General features: G+C 70.8%; 12 protein-coding genes and 4 pseudogenes. 7 read left to right on the top strand and 9 right to left on the bottom strand.

Features of this window, described 5'->3' with window-relative positions:
* Nucleotides 1-127: 127 nt before the first annotated feature.
* The gene (locus KWI83_RS23885; RefSeq protein WP_256362726.1) at nt 128-1,162 is read right to left on the bottom strand and encodes a LacI family DNA-binding transcriptional regulator; all 1,035 of its coding nucleotides are present in this window, start codon (nt 1,160-1,162) and stop codon (nt 128-130) included.
* 266 nt (nt 1,163-1,428) lie between these two features.
* On the opposite strand from KWI83_RS23885, the gene KWI83_RS23880 reads away from it, so the two are divergent.
* Together KWI83_RS23880 and KWI83_RS23875 are read left to right on the top strand one after the other, a co-directional pair.
* Nucleotides 1,429-4,374 carry a GH32 C-terminal domain-containing protein gene (locus tag KWI83_RS23880; RefSeq protein WP_218516434.1) on the top strand — a complete coding sequence of 982 codons (2,946 nt, stop codon included), beginning with the start codon at nt 1,429-1,431 and terminating at the stop codon, nt 4,372-4,374.
* A 994-nt stretch (nt 4,375-5,368) separates the two neighbouring features.
* Nucleotides 5,369-5,671 (top strand): annotated as a pseudogene (locus tag KWI83_RS23875) (DDE-type integrase/transposase/recombinase); the annotation flags it as partial.
* Nucleotides 5,672-5,842: 171 nt separating this feature from the next.
* Here the strand turns inward: KWI83_RS23875 and KWI83_RS23870 are convergent.
* The gene (locus KWI83_RS23870) at nt 5,843-7,216 is read right to left on the bottom strand and encodes a PI-PLC domain-containing protein (protein ID WP_218516433.1); all 1,374 of its coding nucleotides are present in this window, start codon (nt 7,214-7,216) and stop codon (nt 5,843-5,845) included.
* Between the two features lie 64 nt (nt 7,217-7,280).
* Nucleotides 7,281-7,997, bottom strand: coding sequence for a chitinase (locus KWI83_RS23865; protein ID WP_218516432.1), 717 nt, complete (start codon nt 7,995-7,997; stop codon nt 7,281-7,283).
* Between the two features lie 186 nt (nt 7,998-8,183).
* On the opposite strand from KWI83_RS23865, the gene KWI83_RS23860 reads away from it, so the two are divergent.
* Nucleotides 8,184-8,642, top strand: coding sequence for a hypothetical protein (locus KWI83_RS23860; protein ID WP_218516431.1), 459 nt, complete (start codon nt 8,184-8,186; stop codon nt 8,640-8,642).
* Between the two features lie 18 nt (nt 8,643-8,660).
* On the opposite strand, the gene polX is transcribed toward KWI83_RS23860, so the two are convergent.
* Nucleotides 8,661-10,406 carry a DNA polymerase/3'-5' exonuclease PolX gene (polX, locus tag KWI83_RS23855; RefSeq protein ID WP_218516430.1) on the bottom strand — a complete coding sequence of 582 codons (1,746 nt, stop codon included), beginning with the start codon at nt 10,404-10,406 and terminating at the stop codon, nt 8,661-8,663.
* A 33-nt stretch (nt 10,407-10,439) separates the two neighbouring features.
* Nucleotides 10,440-10,796, bottom strand: a pseudogene (locus tag KWI83_RS23850) (hypothetical protein); the annotation flags it as partial.
* Nucleotides 10,797-10,889: 93 nt separating this feature from the next.
* Here KWI83_RS23850 and KWI83_RS23845 point away from each other — a divergent pair.
* Nucleotides 10,890-11,217: pseudogene (locus KWI83_RS23845) on the top strand (ATP-binding cassette domain-containing protein); the annotation flags it as partial.
* A 303-nt stretch (nt 11,218-11,520) separates the two neighbouring features.
* On the opposite strand, the gene KWI83_RS23840 reads toward KWI83_RS23845, so the two are convergent.
* Nucleotides 11,521-12,708 (bottom strand): RNA polymerase sigma factor, encoded by a 1,188-nt coding sequence (locus KWI83_RS23840; protein ID WP_218516429.1) that lies wholly within the window; start codon nt 12,706-12,708, stop codon nt 11,521-11,523.
* Entirely contained in the window at nt 12,708-13,061 is a 354-nt protein-coding gene (locus KWI83_RS23835; RefSeq protein ID WP_218516490.1) for a YciI family protein, read from the bottom strand. Before KWI83_RS23835 ends, KWI83_RS23840 begins: the two co-directional genes overlap by 1 nt.
* Nucleotides 13,062-13,158: 97 nt before the next feature.
* Here KWI83_RS23835 and KWI83_RS23830 point away from each other — a divergent pair, with 97 nt between their 5' ends.
* Complete coding sequence (locus tag KWI83_RS23830) at nt 13,159-14,199, top strand: acyl-CoA dehydrogenase family protein (protein ID WP_218516428.1); 1,041 nt, start codon at nt 13,159-13,161, stop codon at nt 14,197-14,199.
* An 86-nt stretch (nt 14,200-14,285) separates the two neighbouring features.
* Here the strand turns inward: KWI83_RS23830 and KWI83_RS23825 are convergent, their stop codons facing one another.
* Nucleotides 14,286-14,453 carry a hypothetical protein gene (locus KWI83_RS23825; RefSeq protein WP_218516427.1) on the bottom strand — a complete coding sequence of 56 codons (168 nt, stop codon included), beginning with the start codon at nt 14,451-14,453 and terminating at the stop codon, nt 14,286-14,288.
* A 419-nt stretch (nt 14,454-14,872) separates the two neighbouring features.
* On the opposite strand from KWI83_RS23825, the gene KWI83_RS23820 reads away from it, so the two are divergent.
* Entirely contained in the window at nt 14,873-15,313 is a 441-nt protein-coding gene (locus tag KWI83_RS23820) for an SPW repeat protein (protein WP_218516426.1), read from the top strand.
* Between the two features lie 69 nt (nt 15,314-15,382).
* Nucleotides 15,383-15,627 (top strand): annotated as a pseudogene (locus KWI83_RS38975) (nucleoside deaminase); the annotation flags it as partial.
* An 842-nt stretch (nt 15,628-16,469) separates the two neighbouring features.
* Here the strand turns inward: KWI83_RS38975 and KWI83_RS39795 are convergent.
* On the bottom strand, nt 16,470-17,144 hold the full coding sequence (locus KWI83_RS39795) for a chaplin family protein (RefSeq protein ID WP_218516424.1): 675 nt from the start codon (nt 17,142-17,144) through the stop codon (nt 16,470-16,472).
* Nucleotides 17,145-17,306: the final 162 nt, after the last annotated feature.

The raw sequence follows: 17,306 nt of genomic DNA, 5'->3' as shown, positions 1-17,306 counted from the left end.
CTGAGACGGGTCTTGCCGGACCCGCCTCGGCGACCGGTTGCGACGGTCGCTGTTCTTGGTGGTCGTCCCGCCGCCCGGGAGTCTCAGGTCCCGGGCGGCGGGACAACCGTCTTTCGGGCGCCCGGTATCAGCCCTCAGCAGGCGTGCCGATGGAGGCACGTTCCCGCAGCGGCATGGGCACACGGTGTACGACGGCTTCGAGCGGCCCCCTGCGGAGGATCAACTCCACGGCGAGGCGGCCGAGCTGGTAGTGCGGCAGTTTCAGCGTGGTGAGCGCCGGGCGCAGTACGGCCGCGATGTCCTGGTCGTCGAAGGAGACCACCGACACATCGCCGGGCACGGACAGACCCGCCTCGCCGAGCGCCTGGTAGGCGCCGAAGGAGACCCGATCGGTCAGGCACACCAGCGCCCGGGGGCGGTGGCCCGCCGCGAGCAGCGCGGACACCTCCCGGTAGCCGTCCGGTGTGCTCCAGTCGCACTCGACGACACCGTCCAGGCGGGCGCCGCCCTCCCGCAGGACCTCCTCCAGGCCACGCATGCGCTCGTTGCCGGCGATGATCCCCTCAGGCGTGGCCGGGACGGCCTGGTGGCCGCCGATCGCCCAGATGCCCTCGGTGTGGCCGACCGCGAGCAGGGCGCGGGCCGCGTCGCGGCCGGCCTCCAGCTCGTCCGGGACGACGGACGGTGCGTCGAAGCCGGGGGCCAGGCAGTTCAGCAGGACCACCCGGCGCCCGAACAACTCCTTGGGCGGCGTCACGTACCGGGTGAACATGGACGCGTAGATCACCGCGTCGACCTGCCGGTCCAGCAGCGCGTGGACCAGCGACGACTCGGCTTCGCGGTCGCCGCCCGCCTCCGTGATGAACAGCAGGTTGTCCCGCTCCCGCGCGGCCTCCATCGCGCCGCGGATCACCTCGCCCGCGAAGGGTGTCGTGGTGATCCGGTCCGACACGAACCCGATGGTCTGTGTCGACTTCGTCCGCAGGCTGCGCGCCGTGACGTTCGGGCGGTATCCCAGCTCCTTCGCGGCGTCCAGCACCTTCCGACGGGAGGCGTCGGAGATGCGCATGTCGGTACGGCCGGACAGGGCGAACGACGCGGTCGTCGGCGAGACGCCCGCCTTGCGGGCGACATCGGCCATGGTCACGCGACGTTCAGACATCAGCTGCTCAGCTCCGTTGTTAAATCGGATTAGCAAGGTGCGACGAGACTGATGCGCGTATCGCCTGATGTCAACACCCCGGACATTGCGAATGGGAAACGTGGGCACTATGTGCCGTTTTGTGAGGTCTTCAGGTAACAGCCAGGTAAATCGGTCTGCGTTAGCTCTTGCGTTAGCAGGAGCGGCGCGCGAACGATGCCGAGCCACCCGCTTAAACCGATTTGGCAGAGCGTCAGACCTGCCGCGTACCGCCCAGGAGCCAGTCCATGAGCAAGCCCATGAGGAGAAGGACAGCCCTCAGTGTCGTGTCCGCCGCCATCGGCGGCGCCGTCGTCCCTCTCTCGTTCGCTCCCGTTCCCGCCGCCGCCCAGGAACGGCGCGGCCCTCAACACCCCACGGCCCGCTGGGACTTCGACGAGCGCACCGGCGCGGTCACCCACGAGGCGGTCTCCGGCTCCGCCGACCCCATCGACTACGTCTTCAACGACGCCCGTTACAAGCCCGACAGCGATCCCCTACGGCGCCATGGGGTGCGCGGCCGGGCACTGTACTTCGACGGCTACTCCACCGTCGTCACCGCCCAGGGCCCCGGCAAGCTCGACCCGGCCGACGGCATGACCGTCGACGTGTGGATCGCCCCCTACGCGTACGAGCACGGCATCGACGGCAAGCCCCAAGCCCTGGTCAACCAGCACAACCCGGACGCGAGGACCGGATTCCTGCTCGGCCTGCGCCGCTTCGGGCGGATCGTCTTCCAACTCGGCTTCGGCACCGACCTGATCGAGGTCAAGGGAGCCCAGGACCAACCGGCCGCCAAGGGCAGATGGACGCACGTGGCGGCCACCTACGACCCTGCCGCCCATGAACTGCGCCTCTACCGCGACGGCCGTCTGATCGGCACCACGACCACCCCGGACAAGGCTCCCGAACTGGCCTCCGGCGAGCCCCTGCTGATCGGGCGGCACAACCGGCCCACCCTGCTCAACGGCGAGTTCCACGCCAACATGTACATGGGCCTGATGGACAGCCTCGTGATCCGCCCGGGCGCCCTGGACGATGCGACGGCGCAGCGGGAGCACGCCGACACGATCGCGGCGCTCCCCGGCCGCCGCGTGCCGAGTCCGGACCTGACCCCCAACCGGGCCCGCTTCGACGGCGACCGGCACCGCCCCCAGTTCCACATGCTGCCACCCTGGCACTGGATGAACGAGCCGCACGCGCCCGTGTACTTCAAGGGCAAGTACCACATCTTCTACCAGCACGACCCGCTCGGCCCCTTCTGGGGCCAGATCCACTGGGGGCACGCGGTCAGCACCGACATGGTGCACTGGCGCGACCTCCCCATCGCCCTCGCCCCCGCCGCGGACTCGGTCGGCCCGGACGGCTGCTGGTCGGGCTCGGCCTACGTCGACGGCGACCGAGGACCGGTGCTCTTCTTCACCGGCGGCGACGACCGGCTGCCCTACCGCCAGCGCACCGGCCTCGCCGTGTCCACGTACTCCACCGACGGCGACACGGACCTGCCCACCTGGACCATGAAGCCCGAGCCGGTCACCGAAGCCCCCGCCGACCTCCCGGCCGGCCCCGGCACCGCCTGGGCGGAGAACTTCCGCGACCCCTTCGTCTGGGAGGAGGACGGCGTCTGGTACCAGCTGGTCGGCAGCGGCATCGTCGACTACAACGGCACCCAGGTCACCCGAAAGCACGGCGGAACCGCCCTGGTCCACACCGCCCGCCGCCCCGAGGGGCCGTGGAAGTACCGCGGCCCGCTGCACTGGAACGACCTCGCGACGGTGCCCGAACCCGGCGAGGTGTGGGAGCTGCCGGTCCTCCTCCCGCTCCCCGGCCCCAGGGGGCGGCGCACCGGCAAGCACATCCTGCTGATCAGCCCGTGGTGGGAGGCGTTCAACCCGAACGCCGTCAAGCACACCTACTACTGGATCGGCACCTTCGACAAGGACACGTGCCGCTTCGTGCCCGACCACGAAAAGCCCCGCGAGTTCGACTTCGGCGAGCACTTCACCGGCCCCTCCGGCTTCGTCACCCCCGACGGCCGGTCCGTGCTCTTCAGCATCACCCAGGACCGCCGCAGCGAACAGCAGCACGCCCAGTCCGGCTGGGCGCACAACGCCGGGATGCCCGTCAGTGTCTCGCTGCGCCAGGACGGAACCCTCGGCATCGAACCGATCGCCGAGGCGGCCGGCCTGCGGGGCCGGAGGCTGGCCAGGATCCGTCAGACCTCGGTGAAGGAGGCGAACCGCAGGCTCGCCGATGTCTTTGGCGACATGCTGGACATCGAGGCCGTCATAGAACCGCGCGAAGCCACGACCATCACCCTGGCTGTCCGGGCCGCCGCTGACGGCAGCGAGCAGACCCTGCTCTCCTACGACGCAACCGAGCACCGCTTCTTCATCGACCGCAGCCGCTCCAGCCTCGACCCGGACGTCCGCAAGGGCGTCCACGGCGGGACCGTGAAACTCGACGGCGGACGACTGAGGCTGAGGATCCTGCTCGACCGCTCGGTGCTGGAGGCGTACGTCAACGGCACCAACAGCCTCACCAGCCGTGTCTATCCCACCCTGGCCGACGCCACCGGCCTGCGACTGACCAGTGAGGGCGGATCGGCCCGGGTCGTGTCCCTGGACGTCTGGCGGATGAACGGCGCCTACGACACCCCTGTCGCTCCCGCCGCCTACGACCCGCCGCGCCCGACGGACGTCGACGCCCTCCCCAACCACGACTTCGCCACCGGAGACCTCACCGGTTGGACCGTCGTCTCGGGCACGACCTTCAGCGACGCCAACGTGACCACCCGCACCGACTGGGGCTGGGGCGGACCCTTCTACCAGGCCGAGACCGAGGACGACTCGGCCGGCCACCACCTGTGGGGCTTCAACCCGGACCGGGGCGGTGACGACGCGGTCGGCGTCCTCCGCTCCGCCACCGTCACCCTCGGCGGAGACGGCATCGTCGATCTCCTCGTCTCCGGCGGCAACGACCCCGACCGCCTCTACGCGGCCGTCGTCCGTGCCGGCGACGAGAAGGTGCTGGCCAAGGCCACCGGCCGCGGCAGCGAACAGTACCGACGTGTGACCTTCGACCTCTCGGGCCACATCGGCGAACGGATCTACGTCGAGGTCGTCGACAAGGCGACCGGCGGCTGGGGCCACATCAACGTCGACGACGTCAACGTTCCCGTGCGCCGGGCGTAAGGACCGCCACCGCGGCATGACGATCCGCGGTGCGCCCACGGGGCCGACGACCGCGGTGACGTGGCCGGGCACGGGCGCGCAAGTACAGGGCCACTGACGCTGGTTGGGCTGACCTGCGGCGATGACCATAGAGGCTCCGCCCCAAGTACCTGGGCGGAGCCTGTGGGCGCTGTCCGGCGCGAACTGCCGGGGTCGGTCAACGCGTCGGCGACGCACTCGCCGATGACGGAGGACGCCGATCAGATAGCGATCCGCACAATGGTGTTCTGCCTCATCACGAAGTTGAAGGCGATCATCGCCAGCGTCCACGCCTTCGTGGCGACGCCCGCTAGCCAGAGTCCCTGAACGAGCTACGGCGCGTTTTCCGCGATCGTGGCTATTCCGTCCGCCATCGCCCCCAGCACGCGGAAGAGTGGGCCGGAGAGCGGAGAGAGTGCCCGTCCCACTTCGAAGAACGCTGCCGATGTCGCCGAGCGACTCGGCTGCTATCGGGCCCATCCTGCTCGCGTAGTCGAGGAAGCGCTCAAACTCGGGAGAGCCTCGGAGCCCAGTCCCCCAGTTCGCGAATCGGCCGGTGATCCGCTGCATTCGCTGGGAGATGGATTCCATGTGCGGGAAGAAGGCGTCGACGATTCCCACGATGCCCTTGAACGTATTTCCAAGCGCGATACCCAGCCCGACGATCGCGGGCTTCGCACTCTCCCTGGCGTCAGACCGGGGATCGCGGGCTTCGCACTCTCCCTGGCGTCAGACCGGGGAGGGACTTCTTCGCCCCGTCGACGGCCCGCGTGAAGAGCGGCAAGACATGCGGTTGGAGTTCCCGCGCCCACGCCTTGTACGCGGCCGTCAGACCCTTCGGGCTCGCGATGGAGTCGTACAGGGCTCGTTGCTCGGGAGTCGGCTTCGCGAGGGCCCTTTGGCACTCGTCCGCCTTTGACGACCTCGCTCTTCCAGACCACGGGCCGCCGCGGACACGATGGACTCCGAGGCCCGGATCTGGGTGCCGGACAAGAAGCTCGGCAACATCCCCGACGGCGGCGGCCACAAGGTCCTCGGCCCCGCCGCGGGCCGCAAGAAGCGTTCCGGCGCCGGCTACAGCTACCTGCACACCGCCGTCGACGACCACTCCCGCCTGGCCTACAGCGAGATCCACGCAGACGAGAAGAAGGACACCGCCACAAACTTCTGGAGCCGCGCGCAGGCGTACTTCGCCTCCTGCTGGATCACCGTCGAGCGGGTCCTGACCGACAACGGCTCCTGCTACAGGTCCCGTCTGTGGCGCGATGCCCTGGCCGCGCGTCTGTCGTCATCGACACCACGGCGCGGGCTGTCACGAAAGGAGCAGAGCGCGCCCTGGACGGTGACGAGTCGGGGCACCGACTACACGTACACCAATCTCTCCGACCATTACCCGGTGACCGGGTACTGAGTCGTGCTACGGGGGCCCCGGTGTCCGGGGCTTATGGCGTTACGGATACGTGTAGGTGTTCAGGGCGTTCACCGCGGACGCGGAGTCGCCCAGCTCGTAGCGGTCCACGGCGAGGAAGTTGGGCTTCTTGCGGGCGGCAGGCTGGCAGAAGCGGCGGGCGCGGTCGGCGAGTTTGGTGTTGTCGTTGCGGACCGTGGCGGTGATCGGGACGTCACGGAAGTGGTTCATCACGAACAGCGGGCGGAAGCCGGGTTCGGTGCGGGTCAGCGGGATGTTGGTGCCCGCGTCATACCAGCGGCTGTAGCAGGACCAGTCGGAGGAGCCGATGCCCGAGCCCATGGACCAGTAGTTCTCGACGGTCCACTCCCGCTGGTACATCACGCCGAAGCTGTCCCGGGTCAGGCCCGCGGACTGGTCCGCGGAGCGGCTGTGGTCCGTGAAGATCAGCAGCCGGTCGTTGGCGGCGACCAGGTCGGCGAGCCGAGGCCAGCCGTTCTGGCGGACGCCTGCCCGGTCGGGACGGTACAGGACGTCGTCCAGGCCGTTCACGCGGGCGAGTTCGGCGCGCAGGACGCCCGGGTCGACGTAGTCCTCCAGGAAGACGGTGACGAACTGGTCGGGGTGGGCCCGGAGGAAGTCCACGATCCGCTGGAGGTCGACCCACAGGGCGACCGGTCTGCTGACCAGGGTGCAGCTGTTGTGGCAGAGGATCGCGCCGTCGGGGGTCTGGTGGATGTCGAGCATGAATCCCCGGACTCCGTCGGCGAGTTGCTGGGTGAGGCCGCGCGACTGGTTCGGGGCCAGGTTCACGAAGGGCGGGGCGAAGCCGCCGTCGACGCCGTTGGCATAGGCGTTGTGCGAGGTGAGGAAGGTGACCTGGTCCAGGGTGCGTTGGTCCTGCGGTGGCATGGGGGTGGTGGCCGGGGTGACGGGGGTGAGGTACCAGGCGGCGAGGGAGCCGGGGGTGCCGATCGCCAGTTGGGCAGGGTAGTTGGCGCCGGAGGGCTTGGGAGCGAGTGTGAGGTGGCGGTCGGTGCCGGGGGCCTTCAGGGTGTACTGGTCGGCGCCGGTGGGCGTGATCTCCCAGGCCGCGTCGGCGCTCGCGCAGGCGACGGTGCGCGCCCGGTCGGCCGAGCGGCCGAGGCAGCTGCCCGTGGCGTCCGTGCTTTCGAGGACGTACGAGGATCCGCTCGGCCGCAGGTTCCACTGCTGGCGGTCCTCGTTGCCCTTGGGTCTGTGCTGTTCGACCGTGCCTTGGCTGTCGGCCGCGTTGAGGCCGGTGATGGTGCTCTGCAGGTAGTACGCGCCGGGAGCCGGGGCCGCCGCCGCGGCCCCGGCCGGGGGCGAGGGCGCCACCACCGCGGCGGCCAGCGCGGTGGTCGTGGCGAGCAGGGCGTGGGGGGTGCGACGCATGACGATGCCCTTCGTCCGCAGGGATGGCAGTCAGGTGCATGACACCATGCCCCGCGAACCGGCGTCAGCAGTAGAGGTTGCCGCCCGGTGAAACTCCGAGGATCTGCGTGAACCGCTGGTAGTTGTTCACCCGGCTCTGCACCTGCGCGGGGTTTTTGCCGTCGCACTCCAGGGCGCCGTTGATACTGCGGACGGTGTGGCCGAAGCCCGCGCCGTTGACCATGGCGTTGTGGCCGGTCATGGTGCCGGGGCCGGTCTGGGTGTTCCAGTACCACAGGCCCGTCCTCCAGGCGACCGAGGCGTTGTTCTGCACCCTCCAGGGGTTGTTGAGGAGGTTCAGGCCGAGCGCGTCGCCTGCGGCCTTGTAGTTGAAGTTCCAGCTGAGCTGGATGGGACCGCGCCCGTAGTAGGCGGACTGTCCGGCCGGGCAGCCGTACGGCCGGCTCCAGTCGCAGTAGTGCGGGTGGTTGGCCTGGTTCTGCTCGACGATGTGCACCAGGCCGCCCGTCTCGTGACTGACGTTGGCGAGGAAGGCCGCGGCCTCCCGCTTCTTCACGGTGTCGCTGCCCGTGTTCGCGAAGCCGGGGTAGGCACTGAGGGCGGCGGTGAGACCGCTGTACGTGTAGAACGAGTTCCGGTTCGGGAACATCTGGTTGAACTGCGCCTCGCTGACCACGAATGCGGCGGCGGACGCGCTGGGGGCCGGTTGGAGGACCAGGGCGGCGCCCGCGAGGGCGAGCGAGCTCAAGAGTGCGGAGATGCGAAGACGACGCCTCGACACAGGTTCAGCTCCTTTGCGGTGCACGGCCGCTCCCCGGGGAGGGACGGCGGGGGCAGCCGTGGTGGGGGGTTGGACCGACACTCAACCGCGTTGGTCTGTACCAGTCAAGGGTGTAGACCAGTCAAACGTCCGGGATGTCGGACGAGTTGACGCATGCGCTGGCCGCGCACGGTGGATTCAGGGGGCATGACCAGGGAGAGATCCGCCGGGACCGTGGACGTCATCGACCACGACGGCTTCGGGCGGCAGTTGGCGGCGGTCAGTGATGTCTCCGGGATGGTGCTGTGCGTGGAGCCGCCGGACACGTCGATCGCTCGGGGCTGCCGGGAGCGCGGGATCCGCCTCGTCGATGTCGGCGCACAGCCCGATCAGACCGAGCCGGTGGGGGCCGTCCCCTCGCCGGGTCGCGTCCCCGGATTCGGCCAGGACGGCGTACCCCTTCCCCCTTTCCGACCAGCACACGCTCCCCCGCCCCCTCGGACTCCCGGACGTCACGACCCGGCTGTGTCCGGACTCCCGCCGCTCACCGCCGCGCTGTTCTCACCGCGGCGTACGGGACTTGTGCGGCTGATGGACCGGCCGGACGTGCAGGTGCGGCCGACTCGGGACGGTGGTGTCGGGCTGCTGCGCCGACGGCTGCCCTGAGGGGGCCGGGTCCAGGTGCTACCCCGTCCGCCCCTTGCGCAGGAAGCGCCGCAGGCGGGTCAGCGGCCAGGTGTTGATCACGTCGTCCTTGGTGAGCCAGCCGCGCTGTGCCGTGCCCACGCCGTAGCGCAGGTGGGCCAGATGGAGGGTCGAGTGGGCGTCGGTGTCGATGGCGAACTTCACCCCGTACCGCTTGGCCCGCAGGATGTGTTCGTCGTTGAGGTCGAGCCGGTCGGGGTGGGAGTTGATCTCCAGCGCCGTGCCGGTGCGGGCGCAGGCGGCGAAGACCTCGTCCAGGTCGACGTCGACGCCGGGGCGCTTGCCGATGATGCGGGTGGTGGGGTGGCCGATGATGTTGATGTACGGGTTCTCGCAGGCCCGCACGAACCGCTGGGTCATCGCGTCGTGCCCCTGGTTGAAGTGCGAGTGCACGGAGGCCACGCACAGGTCGAAGCCGGTCAGGAAGTCGTCAGGCCAGTCCACGCCGCCGTCGGGGTCGATGTTCAGCTCCACGCCGTGCAGCAGCCGCATCCCGCCGCGCCTGCCGCGCCGCCCGTACTCCTCGTCGAGCTCCCGGACGCGCTCGCGCTGGGCCAGGATCCGTTCGTCGGTCATGCGCTGCATGTAGAGGTTGGGCGCGTGGTCGGTGATCGCGTAGAAGGCGTAGCCGCGTTCGGCGGCCGCGGCGACCATCTCCTCCAGCGGGGCCAGACCGTCGGTGAGGTCGGTGTGGGTGTGCAGGTCGCCCCGGATGTCGGACTCCTGGACCAGCTCGGGCAGCTCACCGCGCAGCCCCGCCTCGATCTCGCCGCGGTCCTCGCGCAGGGTCGGCGGGATCCAGGGCAGGCCGAGCCGGGCGTAGACGTCCTCCTCCGTCTCGGAGACGATCTTCTCTCCGCTCTCGACGTCGAACAGCCCGTACTCGGACAGCTTGAGCCCCTGGTGCACGGCCCGCTCCCGGGTGCGGATGTTGTGCGCCTTGGAGCCGGTGAAGTACTGCAGCGCCGCTCCCCAGGAGTCCGGCGGTACGACCCGCAGGTCGACGGCGAGGCCCTTGGTGGTGCGGATCGACGTCTTGGTCGTGCCGTGCGCGATGACCTCGCTGGTCTCCGGCAGTTCGGTGAAGGCCCGCATCAGCGGCTCGGAGTTTTCGGCCGCGGCGAGGATGTCGATGTCGCCGATGGTCTCCCGGACGCGGCGCAGCGAGCCGGCGTACGCGCACCGACGGCAGCCGGTCACCTTCGACAGCTGGGCGACGATGCCCTCGGCGACGTCCGTGGCGGCGTCGATGAGGACCCGGTCCCCGGAGGACCGCAGCAGCGCGATGCCGTGCAGGATGTTCTCCTCGGTCTTGGGCCCGAAGCCCTTCAGGTCCCGCAGCCGCTCCTCGTGGATGGCGTCGGCCAGTTCCTCGATCGAGGAGATGCCCAGCTCCTGGTAGATCGCCATGGCCTTCTTCGGGCCGAGCGTGGGAATGGCCGTCAGCCGCCGGACCCCGGCGGGAATTCTCGCCCGCAGCTCCTCGACCGCGGACACCTGGCCGGTGCGGAAGTACTCGACGATCTTCTCCGCGATCGACTTGCCGACGTTGGGGATCTCCTGAAGGCCCTTGACGTCGAGCTTGGACACGTCGGCATGGTGGCCACCGATCGCGCGGGCGGCCTTCTCGTACACGCGTGCCCGGAACGCGTCTCCTCCGGTGATCGAGATCAGGTCCGCGTACTCGGCGAACAGCGCGGCGACCTCATCGTTGGAACGAGCCACGTCTCCAGGGTAAGCACGGCCTCCGCACGCCGCTCAGCTGAGCGGTTTGTCAAGGACCGCCTTGCGGTGGCTGAACGTCTCGATCGACCGGCGGCCGTGGTGGCTGCCCGTACCGCTCTCTCCTCCTACCCCGCCGAACGGCAGGTCGAAGACCGTGAGAGGGGCGAGCGGCTTGTCGGGGCGTTGAGGAAGCCGATCGCCGCGTCGGGGCGGGGGGACGGTGACAGGCGCGATGTACGTGGTCGTACGGTCGACCGGGCGGGCCTGCGGGGGCTCCGGGACGGCGGCGGTCTCCGGGTCGGTGAGGACGTGGTCGGGGGCGACACGGGTCTGGCCGACGTTGAGGAACTTGCGCGGGGCCGGCCGATCGGTGCCGCGGTCGACGTAGGACGACGTCCAGGGGTCGTACTGGGTCAGACCCGCGCGTCCGCACGGAGGCCGACCGGGACGAGGACGGCGACGCGCTCGGGGCGCAGCCATGTCGAGCTGTTCCCGGCGCTGCGGGCAGTGGCGAACCGCCGCGCGGGCCTGCTCTCGGGTGGTCAGCGGCAGCAACTCGCCGGCGCCCGGGCACTATGACGGAGTCTCGGGTGCTGCTCCTCGACGAACCGACCGAGGGCATCCAGCTGTCGGTCGCGGCCGAGATCGAGGCCACGATCCTCGCCCTGGCCGCACGTGGCGGACTCTCCGTAGTACTGGTCGAACAACACGTCGGCTTCGCGAGCGCGCCGCCCAGCGGTACTACGTCCTGGAGGGGGGCCGGGTCGCCTCGTCCGGCATGGACGGGCGGGATGCGGAAGCGTTGGTGCGGGGGGGCGCTCGGCGTGTGAGGGCGGTCCCGGGGCGCTCAGCCGTAAGGTCGGTGCCGGTAAGCGCTCAGCCACGAGGGGGTGAGGTCGGTGCGGCGGGCGCTCACCGTGTGCGGTCGGGTGCCTGCGAGGCACTCAGCCACGAGGTCTGTGCCGCAGGCGCTCAGCGCATGACGTGCCCGGAACGCGCTCAGCACGAGGTCGGGTCGGCATACCCTCAGCGCGTCAGGTCGGGTGCCCGGGAGGCGCTCAGCCGTGAAAGTCGGTGCGGCAGGCGCTCAGCGTGTGCGGTCACCCTGGCTGCCTCAGCCTGCGAGCTCGTCCCGGCGGCGTGCCAGGACGGCACGCTCCGCCGCGCTCCCGGTCAGTGCGATGGCCGCCTCGTACGCCTGTACGGCCTCGGCGTGGCGGCCGAGGCGGCGCAGCAGGTCCGCGCGCACGGCGTGGAAGACGTGGTAGCCGTCGAGGTCGAGCGCGTCCACCAGGTCGAGGGCGGCTCGGGGGCCCTCGACCTCGGCGACCGCGACGGCCCGGTTCAACGCCACGACCGGGCTGGGGGCGAGGGCGGTGAGCTGGTCGTAGAGGGCGAGGATCTGCCGCCAGTCCGTGGCGTGGGCGGTCGGCGCGTCGCTGTGCACGGCGTTGATCGCGGCCTGGATCTGGTACGGGCCGGGACGGCCTCGGCGCAGACACCGGCGGACCAGCGACTGGCCCTCGGCGATCAGCGTCCGGTCCCACAGCGTGCGCTCCTGCTCCGGCAGCGGCACGAGCGCACCGTCCGCGTCCTGCCGTGCGGGCCTGCGGGACTCGGTGAGCAGCATGAGCGCCAGCAGGCCGGTGACCTCGGGCTCGTCCGGCATGAGCTCGGCCAGCAGGCGACCGAGGCGTACGGCCTCGGAGCACAGCTCGGGCGCGCCCGTGTACCCCTCGTTGAAGATCAGGTAGACGACGGCGAGGACGGTGGCCAGCCGGTCCGGGAGGTCGGCGTCGCCGGGGACGCGGTACGGGATGCGCGCGTCGCGGATCTTCGCCTTGGCCCGTACCAGCCGCTGGGCCATGGTCGGCTCCGGCACCAGGAACGCCCGGGCGATCTGCGCCGTGGACAGGCCGCCGAGCAGCCGCAGCGTCAGGGCGACCCGCGCGTGCGGGGCCAGCGCGGGATGACAGCAGGTGAAGATCAGCCGGAGCCGGTCGTCGCGCACGGGACCCTCCTCCACCGGTGGCTCGGCGGCGTACAGCAGCGCCGCCTCGGCGTGCCGGGAGTCGCGGGAGGACTCCCGGCGCAGCCGGTCGATCGCGCGGTTGCGTGCCGTGGTGATGATCCAGCCCGCCGGGCGCGGCGGCACACCGCTCTCCGGCCAGTGCCGCACCGCGGTCATGAACGCGTCCTGGACGGCTTCCTCGGCGAGGTCGATGTCACCGAGGAAGCGGACCAGGACGGAGACCGCGCGGCCGTACTCGGCCCGGAACACGGCCTCGACGTCAGCCGTCATCAGTCGGCTGCCTCACCCATGAACGGGCGCACCTCGATCGGCAGGGTGGTCGCCAGGGCGGCCTTGCGGCCCCAGTCGAGGGCGGCGTCGAGGTCGGGCGCCCGGACGAGGCAGATCCCGCCGAGATGCTCCTTGCCCTCGGCGTACGGGCCGTCGGTGATCAGGACGTCCCCGTCGCGGGGCCGCAGCACGGTGGACGACTCCGGTCCGTGCAGTCCGCCGGCGAAGACCCAGGCGCCGGCCTCGCGCAGTTCCTGGTGGAAGTGGTCGAGGTTCTTGCCGATCTCGGCGAGCACCTCGGGGGCGGGCGGTTCGCCGGCCGGCTGCATCACGCTGAGCAGGTAGTACTTCATGACGGCCTCCGGGGCGTCGAGGGGTTCTCTCACCTCCTACACGAACGACGTCCGCCGTGATCGACACCGCGCGCCACGACACCGGAAGATCTTTCCCATGACCACCACACCGCACCCGCTCGTCACCCGCGCCCGGCAGCTCGCGGACGACCTCCTCGCCCCGCACGCCGAAACGGTGGACCAGTCGGAGGTGCCCACCGGCCACATCGCGGCGATCAAGCGGTCCGGGCTGCTCGGGATCGGCGCACCCGAGGCGTACGGCGGTTCGGCCGCGCCCGCCTCGGTGGCGCGGGAGACCGCGGAGATCCTCTCGGGGGCGTGCTGCTCGACCTGGTTCGTACAGACCCAGCACCACACGCCGGTCGCGACGCTGGTGAAGGGCGCGCCGCCGGCGCGGGAGCGGCTGCTGGGCCCGATGGCCCGCGGTGAGCTGCTGTCGGGCGTGGCGTACGCGCATCTGCGGGCGTATCCCCGGACCCCGGTGCGGGTGGTGCGGGAGCGGGGCGGGTGGCGGTTCGACGGGACCGTGCCCTGGTACACCGGGTGGGGGCTGAACGACGTCATGCTGCTGGCGGGGGTGACCGACACCGGCGAGGCGCTGTTCGCGTTCACGGAGGCGCGGGAGCAGCCGGGGCTGCGCGCCTCGCCCCCGATGCGGCTCGCGGCGCTCACCGCGGCGCGCACGGTGTCGCTGGAGCTGGACGGGTTGTGGCTGCCCGAGGAGGCGGTGGCGCTGCGGGCGCCGTACGAGCGGTGGGCCGCCGAGGACCGTCCGAAGACGGTGACCGCCTCCCCCGCCGTCTTCGGTGTCACCGAGGCCGCCCTCGGTCTCCTCGACGACGACACCGCGGGTCCGCTGCGCACCCGCCTCGCCGAGGTGCGCCACCGCGCCTACACGCTGGCCGACGAGGCGGCTCCCCACGAGCACCTGGACGAGCGGCTGGCGCTCAGGCTGCGGTCGTACGAGGTGATGCGCGCGGCGACCACGGCGGCGTTGGTGTCCGGCGGCGGCCGGTCGATGGCGCTGAACAGCAAGGCCCAACGGCTCGCGCGCGAGGCCATGTTCCTGCTGCTCCAAGGGCAGACCGCCGAGTCTCGGCGCGCGCACCTCAGCGCCCTGGCCAGGATCCCGGACTGACGTGCGCACTGCTCGTGGGAGACAGGCCGGGCGGCAACGGAAACCCTTCAACGGCCCGGCAGTCCACCGCATTGGGCGGCCAGTAGTCACTCCTCGTCGCGCGCCGGAACCACCACAAGGAACGCGTCCGACTTCAGGTCCATCACGACCGTCGCCGGCTCCCCCTCGGCGCGCAGCGCGGCGGCGTACTCCTCCGCCGGCCACGATCCGCGCGGGGCCCCGGCGGGAAAGCGCTCCATCACCTTCGCACCCATAGCCGCAGACACCTCCAACGTCGAACCCTCGACGGATGCGGACAACTCCCGTACGATTCGCCTGCCCTCGATCCGCGCGACCATGTACGCCTGCGTGAACTGCGCGCAACCCGCCGCCGACAGCAGGTGACGAGCAGGTGTCGCACTTCGCGCCCCGCGGCTCTGCCCTCAGCCGCCGGAGGCCCGGTGCAGCGAGTTCCGCGGTGGTCTCGGCGAGCGGTTGGTAGAGGAAACGCAGGTCGGCGTCCCCGGGGGGGGGCGCGCTCGCGCGTGTGGTCCATGTGATCGGTTCTGTCCACGGTGATCAGAGTGGCGAGATCTACACATAAAGGCGAAATAAGAGCAGAATGGACTTGCGCGGCGCTTACCGCATACCGCACCAGACGCGGTCAGGCCGGCAAAGCCAAAGGAGACGAGTCATGGCCAACGTCCAGCCCAGCAGAGGTGACATAGCCAGCCACCCCGATGCACTCGAAATGCGGGACCGGTACTCCCGCGTGCTCGGCGGTCGTGATGTGGCGCTCGTGGACGGACCGGTGTTCCTGCTCGGTCTGTACTGTGCCGTATCCCCCTGGGTGGTCCACTACAGCACCAACCAGCCCGCACTCGCGACCCACAACCTGATCATCGGGATCGCGATCGGCCTGCTGGCACTCGGGTTCACACGGGCACCCGAACGCATGTACGGCCTCAGCTGGGCCATGTGCGCGCTGGGTGTGTGGATGATCATCTCGCCGTGGATCGTCGGCGAGAACCCGGATGCCGGCGTCGTCTGGAACAACGTCATCATCGGCGCTCTGGCCTTGATCCTGGGCCTGGTGTGCGCCGGTACGGCGGCGAAGAGCGCCCCCAAGCCGTAGGAAACCCCGTCAGGAAGGGAGTCGATGAGTCACGCCCAGGCCGGCCCGCGGCCCTCGCGGACCGGCCCTGACAGGGTGGCCTCCGGCGACCGCACCCGGCACCCGGGGTTCGAGCCGGCGCACTGGTCGGCGGCGCATCTGTAGCCGGAGCAGCGGGCGGCGACGGTGTACACGTCCGGCGAGCACTGCCCGATGTGCGCGACCGCGCACACCTCGGTGGGCGTGTGCCGCATCGTGTACGTAGCGTCCTCCGAGCAACGCCCTCAAGGCTGGCGGAGTTGGACGTGCCACCACCTCCGGTACGGCCACTGCCATACGGAAGTTGCACCGCCGCTCTACCAAGTGCAGGGCTGAGCCGCCCCACCCTGGCCGTCCCCTGGCGTCGCGGGCCCATGCCACAAACACAGGTGGCAGATTCAGGCCCCCGGCCATGGCCCCCACAACCAGAACCAGCAAAGCCCCGGGCCCTGGCCACAGACCGCCAGAACCCTGGCCCGCACACCACAGGCCCGCAGGCCCTCGGCCCTCTGGCCACAGCCCACAGGGCACCAGCCTCGGCACCAGGCCACACGCCACAGGGCACCAGCCTCGGCACCAGGCCACACGCCACAGACCGCCAAGACCCCCGGCCCCGGCTCTCACACCCCACACCACAGGCCACCAGCCCTCAGTCCCCTGCCCCCGCCCACAGCCCCCAGCCCACCGGCCTCGACACTCAGGCCACACGCCACAGACCGCAGGCCCCGTCCCTCAGGCCACAGGACGGGCCGCAAGCCGCCGCTCCTGGCCGCAGACCACAGCCCCCCGCCGCAGGGCCGCACCACAGTCCACCAGCGCCAGCCCCCAGCCCACCAGCCTCGGCACCCAAGCCACACCACGGCCCGCAGGCCCCGCCCCTCAGGCCGCACCACAGGCGCAAGCCCCCCGGCCCTAGCCACGGCCGCCACATCCCCGGCCGCACGCCACAGCCGCCACATCCCCGGCCGCACGCCACAGCCGCCACATCCCCGGCCGCACGCCACAGCCGCACGCCACAGACCGCGAGCCCCCGGCCCCGGCCCAGCCCCCGACTCTGGGCCCGGGCCCCCTGGCCCAAGGCCCCACCGGCGATCCCCCGCCGATGGGGCCCCCTCGTGCGTGCCGTGAGCGCGTGGGCTCAGCGCACCGCCCGGGGGCGGAACCGCCGGTACAGTGCCGCCCCGCCCAGCACCATCGCCGTGCCGCCGATCGCCGCGGGCAGAGTCACGTCCGCGCCCGTGTCCGCGAGGCCGGACGTGGTGGGCGGCGCGGTGTGCGGGGCCGTCGGCTTCGGGGCCGGGAGGGCCTTCGGCGGGATCGACGGCTCGGGCGGCGACGCGGGACGCTCGGGGCGGACCGGGCGGTCGCCGGGGCCATTAACGGACTCGTTGCCGACGGCCCCGTTGCCGACACCGACGACGTTCACGGTGTTGCCACTGACGTTGACCGGCAGATGCACCGGGACCTGCACCCCGTTGCCGGAGATCACACCCGGCGAATCCTTTCCGCTGCTCTCGGCGACCGCTCCCCCGCCCGACGAGCCCCCCGACCCGGGGTCCTGGTCGTCGGCGGCGCTGACGTTGGCGCAGCGGTTGCCCGCGGCGGGGTTGAGGAGCCCCACCACGTTGACGGTGTTCCCGCACACGTTCACCGGGACGTGCACCGGCACCTGCACGGTGTTGCCGGAGATCAGACCCGGCGAGCCGACCGCGGCTCCGTCGGCCGCGGAGTCGGCGTGCGCCGGAAACGTCACAGCCATCGCGCCCGAGGCGGCGGCGACGGCGATCACACCGTTTCGGGTAACCCGTTTCATGGGGTCCCTGCCTTCCAGACGTGGTCACGGGCACTCACCCGCATCGGATGAAACGCTGGTGAGCCATCCGAGTTATGGCTTATCCGCCTTTCACCCCATCGAGTGGCACGGTTGTCGAACTAGCAGTAAAGCCATCCGAACCACTCGACACAGTGCGTAACC

The organism is Streptomyces sp. TRM70350 (assembly GCF_019219825.1).
GTDB lineage: Bacteria > Actinomycetota > Actinomycetes > Streptomycetales > Streptomycetaceae > Streptomyces.
Note: the sequence above shows the minus strand (reverse complement) of the source record. Positions and strands in the feature narration are given on the sequence as shown.

Bases quoted from the DNA above. Each gene is read 5' to 3' on its own strand.
- KWI83_RS23885 (WP_256362726.1), bottom strand. From the start codon at position 1,162: ATGTCTGAACGTCGCGTGACCATGGCCGATGTCGCCCGCAAGGCGGGC.
- KWI83_RS23880 (WP_218516434.1), top strand. From the start codon at position 1,429: ATGAGCAAGCCCATGAGGAGAAGGACAGCCCTCAGTGTCGTGTCCGCC.
- KWI83_RS23870 (WP_218516433.1), bottom strand. From the start codon at position 7,216: ATGCGTCGCACCCCCCACGCCCTGCTCGCCACGACCACCGCGCTGGCC.
- KWI83_RS23860 (WP_218516431.1), top strand. From the start codon at position 8,184: ATGACCAGGGAGAGATCCGCCGGGACCGTGGACGTCATCGACCACGAC.
- KWI83_RS23840 (WP_218516429.1), bottom strand. From the start codon at position 12,708: ATGACGGCTGACGTCGAGGCCGTGTTCCGGGCCGAGTACGGCCGCGCG.
- KWI83_RS23835 (WP_218516490.1), bottom strand. From the start codon at position 13,061: ATGAAGTACTACCTGCTCAGCGTGATGCAGCCGGCCGGCGAACCGCCC.
- KWI83_RS23830 (WP_218516428.1), top strand. From the start codon at position 13,159: ATGACCACCACACCGCACCCGCTCGTCACCCGCGCCCGGCAGCTCGCG.
- KWI83_RS23825 (WP_218516427.1), bottom strand. From the start codon at position 14,453: ATGGGTGCGAAGGTGATGGAGCGCTTTCCCGCCGGGGCCCCGCGCGGA.
- KWI83_RS23820 (WP_218516426.1), top strand. From the start codon at position 14,873: ATGGCCAACGTCCAGCCCAGCAGAGGTGACATAGCCAGCCACCCCGAT.
- KWI83_RS39795 (WP_218516424.1), bottom strand. From the start codon at position 17,144: ATGAAACGGGTTACCCGAAACGGTGTGATCGCCGTCGCCGCCGCCTCG.